A 9,483-nucleotide genomic window follows, 5' to 3' on the forward strand; every position below is an offset into this window, starting at 1 on the left:
AGCCCTTCGGGCGGGCCATACGGAGATGACACAAGCAAGAAGCCCGGCTTGGGTTGTGTCCCCTCCGGTGGACTGCCCGCCGGCGGCTTCGCCGCAGTGGCTAGCTGAATTGGGTGCGGGGGCGGTCCTCGCGGATGCCGTCGATGTAGATGTCCACCTTCTCGTTGTAGAAGGCGACCAGGCCGGCTACCCGCCGGCTCTCTTCCAGAGGCGTTCGGTAGCCCCAGACGACGTTCTCGTGCACCTCGTCGCCCACCACCACCGACCAGTACTCCGCCGTTCCCTTGTACGGGCAACTGGTACGAAGGTCCGTGGCCCGGAGCAGGTCCAAGCGCACGTCGGTCATCGGCAGGTAGTACCGCGCCGGCAATCCGGTCTCGAAGAGGATCACCGGGCGACGGGATTCGGCTACCGTCACGCCGCCCACCTCCACCCTGATGTGTCGGGAGCTGGGCAGCGCGTCAACCCGCGTGTACGGGTCGCGCGGATGGACGTAGACCGGCTCGTCTTCCTCGAACCATTCGTCCATCGCGTCCCATTCGAGGCGCACCAACGGCCGCAACTCCTCGAAAGGAGAGTCCGGGTACCGCACGGCGGCCCCCTCCGCTACGGCGTTGCCCACCTTCACGTCGTACACCGCGCCGTCGCCTCGGCTCGGCGATCGCTTCACCTCACCGGTCTCCACCAGATCAGCACGGACATCGACCACCGGCAAGTAGTAAGTCGGGTAGTACGGCTTCTCCCACACCAAGTTCGGCCGGACGGTGTCCACCACCAGTTCCCCCGCCAGGTACGCCCTGACCCGCTTGTGCCCCTGCTCGACCCGCACCCGCCCTCGCTCGCTCATGTCCTCGAAGCTACGCCCGGACGGGACGCCCCCGCCGCCCACCGGCGGAGGCGTCCCGGGACGTCACCGCCCGCGCACCCGCCGGATCGTGTCGCGGTACCAGAGGGCGCTGCTCTTGGGCGTTCGCACCTGCGTGTCGTAGTCGACGTGGACCAGGCCGAATCGCTTCGCGTACCCGTAGGACCACTCGAAGTTGTCCATCAACGACCACGCGAAGTAGCCCCGGACGTCCGCACCCCGTGACCGGGCCTCGGCCACCGCCGCGATGTGCGACGCCAGGTACTCGATCCGGTCGTCGTCCTGGACGACGCCGCCCGCCAGGGTGTCGTCGAACGCCGCCCCGTTCTCGGTGATCACCATCGGGACGCCCGGGTACTCGTCGCTGATCTGCACCAACAGGTTCGTGAACCCCTCGGGCACGATCTCCCAGTCCATCGCCGTCACCGGCCGGCCGAAGCGGACGGTGCGGTCCACCGGGTGGCCGTCGGCGTCGGTGGTCCGGCCCTGCTCGTCCACGCCCGAGAACAGGTGGCTGGAGTAGTAGTTCACGCCCAGCACCTCGATCGGCTGCCTGATGATCTCCAGGTCGCCGTCGTTCACCGGCAGCTTCACGCTGCGTGCCGCGAGGTCCTCCACCACGTCCGCCGGGTAGTGGCCGCGCAGCAGCGGGTCCAGGTAGATGCGGCGGGACAGGCCGTCGGCGCGGCGGGCGGCCTCGCGGTCGGCTTCCGAGTCGGTGGCGGGGGACGCGTGGGCCATGTTCAGGGTGATGCCGAACTCCGTGGGGGCGGGGGCCGCCGCGCGCATCCGCTGCGTGGCCAGGCCGTGGCCCAGCAGCAGGTGGTGCACGGCGTGGATCGCCGCCTCGAAGTCCTGGCGGCCCGGGGCCTGCCTGCCCTCGTAGTAGCCGAGCATCGCCGAGCACCAGGGCTCGTTCAGGGTGGTCCACGTGCGGACGCGGTCGGACAGGGCGTCGAACACCAGCATCGAGTAGTCGGCGAACCGGTACGCGGTGTCGCGCTCGGGCCAGCCGCCCGCGTCCTCCAGCTCCTGCGGCAGGTCCCAGTGGTAGAGCGTCACCCACGGGTCCACGCCCTTGCCCAGCAGCTCGTCCACCAGGCGGTCGTAGAACGCGAGGCCCGCGGCGTTCGCCGGGCCCTTCCCGCCGGGCTGCACCCGCGGCCACGCCACGGAGAACCGGTAGGTGTCCACGCCGAGCGAGCCGATGAGGGCGACGTCCTCGGGCATCCGGTGGTAGTGGTCGCACGCGACGTCCCCGTTGTCGCCCTCGTGCACCATGCCGGGCGTCCGGCAGTAGGTGTCCCAGATGGACGGTCCGCGACCGTCCTCGTGCACCGCGCCCTCGATCTGGTACGCGGAAGTCGCCACACCCCAGCGGAAGGTGGCGGGCAAGGTGTCGATCGCGGGGTTGCTCCCGACGGTCGGCGCCGTGGTGTCCATGGATCTCCTCTGGAGTCAGAACCCGTTGTCGTGAACGGGATGCAGCAAGCAGGCCACGGTGCGGTCCCGGCGGTCACCGGGCACGCCGAGCACCGGGACCTCCACACCGCAGCGCTCCGTCGCGCGCGGGCAGCGTGGGTGGAACGCGCAGCCCGGGGGCATGGCGCGCAAGTCGGGCGGTGAGCCGGGGATGCCGGTCAGCTCGCGCTTCGGCCCGCGCAGCGCGGGGAACGAGTTGAGCAAGCCGTGGCTGTAGGGGTGCAACGGGTCGCGGTACAGCTCGGTGGACGCCGCCTCCTCGACGATCCGCCCGCCGTACATGATCGCGATCCGGTCGGAGAACTCGACCAGCAGCGACAGGTCGTGGGTGATGAACACGACCGAGAACCCGAGGCGCTCGCGCAGTTCCACGAGCTGGCGCAGGATCTGCCGCTGCACCACCACGTCCAGCGCGGTGGTCGGCTCGTCCATGATGACGACCTTGGGCTCCAGCGCGAGCGCCATGCCGATCATCACCCGCTGCCGCATGCCGCCGGAGAGCTGGTGCGGGTAGCTGTCGAGCCGGTCGGCGGAGATGCCGACCAGGTTCAGCAGCTCCCGCGCCCGGTCCAGCCGGGAGGCGCGGGTGCTGCGCGGGTCGTGCGCCTTGATCACGTCGGTGAGCTGGGTGGCGATCCGGTGCACCGGGTTGAGCGAGTTCATCGCGCCCTGGAACACGATCGCGGTCTCCGCCCACCGGAACCGGCGCAGCTCGGCGTGGCTCATCCGCAGCACGTCGACCGGGTCGCCGCCGTCGCGGTGGTAGAACACCTCGCCGGAGCGCACCACGCCGGGCGGCGGGAGCAGCCGGGTCAGGCCGTAGGCCAGGGTGGACTTGCCGCTGCCGCTCTCCCCCGCGAGCCCCAGCACCTCGCCGCGGTGCAGGGTGAGGTTGACGTCCCGCAGGGCGCGCACGGCGTCGTCACCGAGCCCGTAGTCCACGTTGAGGTCGCGGACCTCCAACACGGCGTCGCTCACTTGGCCTCCTCGCCCAGCACCGGGGTGAACCCGACGCGCATCCGGACGGTGCGCCCGGCCGCGGTCTCCACGCGGGTCTTCCCGCCGCCGCGCAGGCGGGGACTGACGAACTCGTCGATGCCGAAGTTCACCAGCGACAACGCCGTGCCCAGCAACGCGATCGCGAGGCCGGCGGGCACGAACCACCACCACGCGCCCTGCGCGAGGGCCTGTTGGCTCTGCGCCCAGAACAGCACGGTGCCCCAGTTCCAGCCGCCCGCGTCGGACACGCCGATGAACGCCAGCGTGATCTCCGAGATCACCGCGAAGATCACCGTGCCGACGAACCCGGACGCGATGACCGCGGTCAGGTTGGGCATGATCTCGAACAGGATGATCCGCCACGTGGACTCGCCGGTGGCGCGCGCCGCCTCGACGTAGTCCCTGCGCCGCAACGACAACGTCTGCGCCCGCAACACCCGCGCGCCCCAGGCCCACGACGTGAAGCCGATGACCAGCGCGATGGTGATGTTGCCGGTGTCGGGCAGCGTGGACGTGATGATGATGATCAACGGCAGCGCCGGGATCACCAGGAACACGTTGGACAGCGCGGAAAGCCCTTCCGCGCCCACGCCGCCGAGGTAGCCGGACGTGACGCCGACGAGCACCGCCAGCACGGTCGCCACGACCCCGGCGATCAGCCCGACGAGCATGACGCTGCGCGTGCCGACCAGGACCTGGCTGAAGATGTCCTGCCCGAGGTGCGTGGTGCCGAACCAGTGCTTGCCCGACGGCGGTTGCAGCAGGTCGGAGCTGCGCTCGGACGGGTCGAACGGCGCGATCCACGGCCCGATGACCGCCATCAGCACGAAGAACCCCATGAGCACCAGGCCCGTGGTGGCCTTGGGGTTGGCCACGAACCGCAGCTTGCGCCGCTTCACCGGCGCGCTCACCACCGTGGTGGGTACGACGGCCATCAGCCCTCCCTCCGGGTCCGCGGGTCCAGCACGAGGTAGGCGACGTCGGCCAGGAAATTGGCCAGCAGCACCGACAGCGTGATGATCAGGAAGATGCCCTGCATCAACGGGTAGTCCTTCGCCCCGACCGCCTGGAACAGCTGCAACCCCAGCCCCGGGTAGGAGAACACGATCTCCACCAGCAGCGTGCCGCCGACGATGAAGCCCAGCGACAACGCGAACCCGGACACGTTGGGCAGCAACGCGTTGCGCGCCGCGTACCCGACCATGACCCGCCGCTCGCTCAGCCCCTTGGCGTGCGCGACGGTCACGTAGTCCTCGGAGGCGACGGTGACCATCATGTTGCGCATGCTCAGGATCCAGCCGCTCATCGACGAGACCAGGATGGTGGCGGCGGGCAGCAGGCCGTAGCGCAGGGTGCTGCCGATGAACTCCCAGTCCCAGCCCGGCACCAGGCCGGTGTCGTAGGCGCCGGACGCGGGGAAGAAGCTGCCCGGCCCGGTCAGCAGGGTGATCGCGATCAGGCCCAGCCAGAAGTACGGGATGGACGAGACGAACGTGGTCACGGGGATCAGCAGGTCCGCCCACGACCCGCGCCGCCAGCCCACTACCGTGCCCGCGGCGGTGCCGAGCACGAACCCGACGACGGTGGTGATGCCGACCAGCCCCACGGTCCACGGCAGGCCGTCGCCGATCACGTCCGCCACCGGGGAGGGGAAGAACGTGAACGACAGGCCCAGGTCGCCGCGGAAGAGCTGGCCCCAGTACCGGAAGTACTGCTCGACGACGCTCTCGTCCTTGTCCAGCCCGAACAAGACGTAGAGGGACTGGACGGCCTCGGTGGTCATCTGGCCGCGCGACTTGGTGATCAGCGCCTGCACCGGGTCGCCGGGGATCAGGCGCGGCACGAAGAAGTTGATCGTGATGGCGGCCCACGCCGTGAACAGGTAGAACGCGATCCGCTTGAGGAGGTAGCTCACCGCTCCTCCCCGTAGAGCCAGCAGGCCGCGAAGTGCCCCTCGCCGACGTCGAAGCGCGGCGGGACCTCGCGGGCGCAGACCGCCATCGCGTGCGGGCAGCGCGGGTGGAACCGGCAGCCGGCGGGCGGGTCGATCAGCGACGGCGGCTCGCCGGTGCCGCCGTCCTTCTCCTCCGCCGCCGGCCGGTCGGGGTCGGGCGCGGACTCGATGAGAAGCTGCGTGTACGGGTGGGCCGGCCGCTGGGTGACCGACTCGCTGTCCCCGCCCTCGACCACCCGGCCCGCGTACATCACGTAGGTCTCGTCGGCGAAGTAGCGTGCCGACGCGATGTCGTGGGTGATGTAGAGGATCGCCAGCCGCAGCCGGTCCTTGAGGTCGCGCAGCAGGTTGAGCACGCCGAGCCGGATCGACACGTCGAGCATGGACACCGGTTCGTCGGCCAGCAGCGCCTCCGGGTCCGCGCCCAGGGCGCGCGCGATGGCCACGCGCTGGCGCTGCCCGCCGGACAGCTCGTGCGGGAACTTGTCGACGTACCGCTCGGGCGGGGTGAGCTGCACCCGTGTGAGCAGGTCGTGCAGCGCCTCCTCCAGCTCCTGCGGCGTCCCGCCGGCGCGGCCGTGGATCTTCAGCGCGCGGGTGAGGTGGTAGCGCACGGTGTGCACGGGGTTCAGCGACGCGAACGGGTCCTGGAAGATCATCTGCACGCGCTTGCTGTACGCGCGGAACTTCCGGCCGCCCTTGGCGTCCACTTCCCGTCCGTGCAGCTTGATACTGCCGGAGGTCTGGAGGTGCAGTTGGGCGAGCAGCCGGGCGACGCTGGACTTGCCCGAGCCGGACTCGCCGACCAGCGCGGTGACCCGGCCGCGGTGCAGCCGCAGCGACACGTCCTCCACCGCGCGCACGCTGCGCACGGTCCGCGACAGCAGCTCGCGTCCCCGTTTGCGGACGGGGAAGTGCTTGGTCAGGCCTTCGGCCTCCAGGACCACGTCGGTGGTCCCGGAGGCCGTCGGCGGTGTGCTCGTCGTCATGCGGCCGGCTTCAGGTGCATCACGACGTCGAGCGCGTTCTCCAGCGTGGGCTGGACCGGGCCGTAGGGGTTGGCCTCGTCCGGCCAGCCGACCCAGTTCTTCGTGCTGTACTGGCCGCCGCCGTTGGCCGCGGACGTGATCACCACCGGCATGTCCTTCACGTGCAGCCTTTGGAGCACGTACAGCGCCTCGGTCCGGGTCTTCTCGTCGGGCGCGGTGGCGTAGTCCTGCAACGCCTTGGTGGCCTCGGCGCTCTCGTAGCGGCCGTAGTTGCCGTTGATGCCGCCGGTGCCGATCGGCTTGTAGAGCGCACCGTCCATGATGGACTGGTAGATGTCGTACAGCGTCGGGCCGTTGTTGGTCCAGTGCATCGCGGCCTGGAAGTCGCCGACGTCCAGCGCCTTGGTCCACGAGTCGGCGTTCTGCAGGTCCACGGTGGCCTCGATGCCGATCTTGGCCACGTTGTCCTTGATGATCTCCAGGTCGGTGACGTAGTCCGACCAGCCCGACGGCACGGTCATCTTCAGCGTGACCTGCTCGCCCTCGGGCGTCTTGAGCTTGTCGCCCTCGAACTTGAACCCGTTCTCGGTCAGCAGCTTCTTGGCCGCGTCCACGTCCACGCTGACGGTCTTGCCCTTGAACTCGGGCGCGATGAACGACTCGCCGGCGGGCGTCGGGATGCCGGTGATGTTGTCCACCTTCGGGTAGAAGTACCCGGCCTCGCCCTGGAGGAAGATGTCGTCGCGGTTGACGACCTGGTTGACCGCGCGGCGCAGGACGGGGTTGTCCCACGGCTTGCTCTTGGTGTTGAACCACAGGCCGTGCACGCCGAGCACGGGCGGGAACCACAGCTTGTAGTGCTGCGGGTCCTTGCTGGTGTAGACGGCCTGGTAGTTCGGGATGAACACGAAGCTCCACTCGCTGGCGCCGGTGGCCAGGGCGGTGGTCTGCGCGTTGTTGTCGCTGTAGGAGGTGTAGCGGACCTCCTTGACCTGCGGCAGGTCCTGCCAGTACTTGTCGCGGACGGTCAGCGTGACGGTCTGCGGCGTGAACGACTTGAGCACGTACGGGCCGGAGCCGACCGGGTCCTTCAGCGTCTCGGTGGACGGGTTGGAGAACGCCGACCAGACGTGCTTCGGGACGACGAACTGCTCCATGATCTTCTTCTGGTTCACGAACTGCGACTTGGCGAAGCCCAGGGTGACCTCGTCGCCGGCGAACGCCACGTCCCCGTACTGCACGCCCTCGATGTTCAGGCCGGGGTTCTTCTTGAGCAGCTCGAAGGTGAAGGCGACGTCCTCGGCGGTCAGGGGCTTGCCGTCGGACCACGTCGCGCCGTCGCGGATGGTCAGCTTGAGCTTGCTGTAGTTGTCCGACCACTCCCACTTGGTGGCGAGCCACGGCTTGAACGGCTCGGTCACCTTGACCTCGTTGACCATCGCCAGCGGCTCGAAGATGAGCCTGCGGTAGCCCAGCGAGCTGGCCGCCGACGAGTTGAGGAACGGGTTGTTGTTCTCGGTCTGGGGACCGTTGGGCATGCCCACGTTGAGCACACCGTTGCCACCGCTCTTGGCGCCTTCGTTGCTCGCGGAGCAGGCGGCCGAGAACAGCAGTGCTGCCGCGACGGCGAGGGCGGACGTTCGCCTGAGTCGCATGGGTTCTCCTTGTCGGGACCGGGGGGCGGAGCGAGCGCAGGGTGGGGGCGGACCGCGCGTGCCATCGCGGCTCGGGACCCGTCGGGGCGTCCCCTGTGGGAGCAGACTCAACCCGGTGAGCCAGGTCACGTCAATAACGAACAAGTAACGAACTTAGTCTAATTTTAAGTCGCGAACTAACTTGTGAACCATGCCGCCCAAGCGCACCACCGTCCGCGACCTGCGCCGACAGAACCGCTCCACCCTGCTGTCGACGCTGTTCTTCGACGGCCCGCTGAGCCGGCACGAGCTGGGGGCGAGGTCGGGCCTGTCCGCCGCGACGGTGTCCAACGTGACGGGGGAACTGGTCGAGGACGGGCTGGTGGTGGAGGCGGGTTCGGTCGACTCCGACGGCGGACGGCCCAGGGTGCTGCTCCGGGTGGACCCGGCGTACGGGCACGTGGTCGGCGTGGACGTCGGGGAGACCGGGATCAAGGTCGAGCTGTTCGACCTGGGGATGACCCAGTTGGCGGCGGTGGAGCACCACCTGTCCCCCGCCGATCCGGTCGCCGTCGCGGAGCTGATCGCGTCCGCCTTGGCCGAGGTGGTCGCGGGTGTGCCGGCGTCCACGGTCCTGGGCGTGGGGATAGCCGTGCCCGGCACGGTGGAACAGGGCCCCGCGGCGATCGTCCACGCGCAGACCCTGGGCTGGGACGGCGTTCCGCTGGAGGAGATGATCCGATCGGCGGGCGTGACCTTGCCGCTGTACGTGGAGAACGGCGCGAAGACCCAGGGCCAGGCCGAGATGTGGTTCGGCGCCGGACGTGGTGCCCGGCACGTGGTGGTCGCCCTAGTGGGTTCGGGCGTGGGAGCAGCCGTGGTCACCGATGGCGCGGTTTACCGGGGAACCACGTCGTCGGCCGGCGAATGGGGCCACACGACGATCGTGTACGGCGGACGCCCGTGCCGCTGCGGTTCTTCGGGCTGCCTGGAGGCCTACGTCGGCGCCGAAGGAATCCTAGACCGGTACCAACGCGCACGCGGCAGCCGCCACACGCCCCATTCAGACGAACAGTCCGGTGTAGACAGTCTGATCCAAGCTGCCGCAACATCGAAAACAGCCGCCCGGGTGCTGGAAGAGACGGCCGGCTACCTGGGCGCAGGCATCGCGAACCTGGTGAACCTCTTCAACCCGGAACGCATAGTGCTGGGCGGCTGGGCAGGCTTGGCCCTGGGAGAGCACTACTTCGACCGCATCGTCACCGCCACCCGATCCCACTCACTCCGCCACCCGTACGAACAAACCTCCATAGCACTAGGACAACTAGGACCGGACGCGGTGGCAGTAGGAGCGGCAACCCTCCCGGTAGCAGCCCTACTGGACCGAGCCACCGACCCCAGAAAACCCCTCCCCCACGCCGACATCGCCTGAAAACACCCAACCCCCACGAACGCGGCGAAGCCGAAGCGGGCAGTCCACCGGAGAGGACACAACCCAAGCCGGGCTTCTTGCTTGTGTCATCTCCGTATGGCCCGCCCGAAGGGCTACCACACTTTTGG

General features: G+C 69.1%; 8 protein-coding genes. 1 reads left to right on the forward strand and 7 read right to left on the reverse strand.

Annotation, left to right across the window (positions count from 1 at the left end):
- Window positions 1-100: 100 nt before the first annotated feature.
- From AB0A74_RS41705 to AB0A74_RS41735, 7 genes are all read right to left on the reverse strand, one after another.
- On the reverse strand, window positions 101-847 hold the full coding sequence (locus tag AB0A74_RS41705) for a DUF427 domain-containing protein (protein ID WP_358258629.1): 747 nt from the start codon (window positions 845-847) through the stop codon (window positions 101-103).
- A 63-nt stretch (window positions 848-910) separates the two neighbouring features.
- The gene (locus AB0A74_RS41710; RefSeq protein WP_358258631.1) at window positions 911-2,308 is read right to left on the reverse strand and encodes a GH1 family beta-glucosidase; all 1,398 of its coding nucleotides are present in this window, start codon (window positions 2,306-2,308) and stop codon (window positions 911-913) included.
- Window positions 2,309-2,323: 15 nt separating this feature from the next.
- Window positions 2,324-3,325 (reverse strand): ABC transporter ATP-binding protein, encoded by a 1,002-nt coding sequence (locus AB0A74_RS41715; protein ID WP_358258633.1) that lies wholly within the window; start codon window positions 3,323-3,325, stop codon window positions 2,324-2,326.
- Window positions 3,322-4,281: an ABC transporter permease gene (locus tag AB0A74_RS41720; protein ID WP_358258635.1), complete on the reverse strand. Its 960-nt coding sequence runs from the start codon at window positions 4,279-4,281 to the stop codon at window positions 3,322-3,324. The genes AB0A74_RS41715 and AB0A74_RS41720 overlap by 4 nt, the downstream gene beginning before the upstream one ends.
- On the reverse strand, window positions 4,281-5,261 hold the full coding sequence (locus tag AB0A74_RS41725) for an ABC transporter permease (RefSeq protein WP_358258637.1): 981 nt from the start codon (window positions 5,259-5,261) through the stop codon (window positions 4,281-4,283). Before AB0A74_RS41725 ends, AB0A74_RS41720 begins: the two co-directional genes overlap by 1 nt.
- Window positions 5,258-6,289, reverse strand: a complete 1,032-nt coding sequence (locus AB0A74_RS41730; RefSeq protein ID WP_358258639.1) for an ABC transporter ATP-binding protein — start codon at window positions 6,287-6,289, stop codon at window positions 5,258-5,260. Before AB0A74_RS41730 ends, AB0A74_RS41725 begins: the two co-directional genes overlap by 4 nt.
- Window positions 6,286-7,944, reverse strand: a complete 1,659-nt coding sequence (locus AB0A74_RS41735; protein ID WP_358258640.1) for an ABC transporter substrate-binding protein — start codon at window positions 7,942-7,944, stop codon at window positions 6,286-6,288. The genes AB0A74_RS41730 and AB0A74_RS41735 overlap by 4 nt, the downstream gene beginning before the upstream one ends.
- Before the next feature lie 190 nt (window positions 7,945-8,134).
- Here AB0A74_RS41735 and AB0A74_RS41740 point away from each other — a divergent pair, with 190 nt between their 5' ends.
- Window positions 8,135-9,355, forward strand: coding sequence for an ROK family transcriptional regulator (locus tag AB0A74_RS41740; RefSeq protein ID WP_358258642.1), 1,221 nt, complete (start codon window positions 8,135-8,137; stop codon window positions 9,353-9,355).
- Window positions 9,356-9,483 lie beyond the last annotated feature (128 nt).

Source organism: Saccharothrix sp. NPDC042600 (assembly GCF_040647305.1).
In the GTDB taxonomy this organism is placed as follows: domain Bacteria; phylum Actinomycetota; class Actinomycetes; order Mycobacteriales; family Pseudonocardiaceae; genus Actinosynnema; species Actinosynnema mutabilis.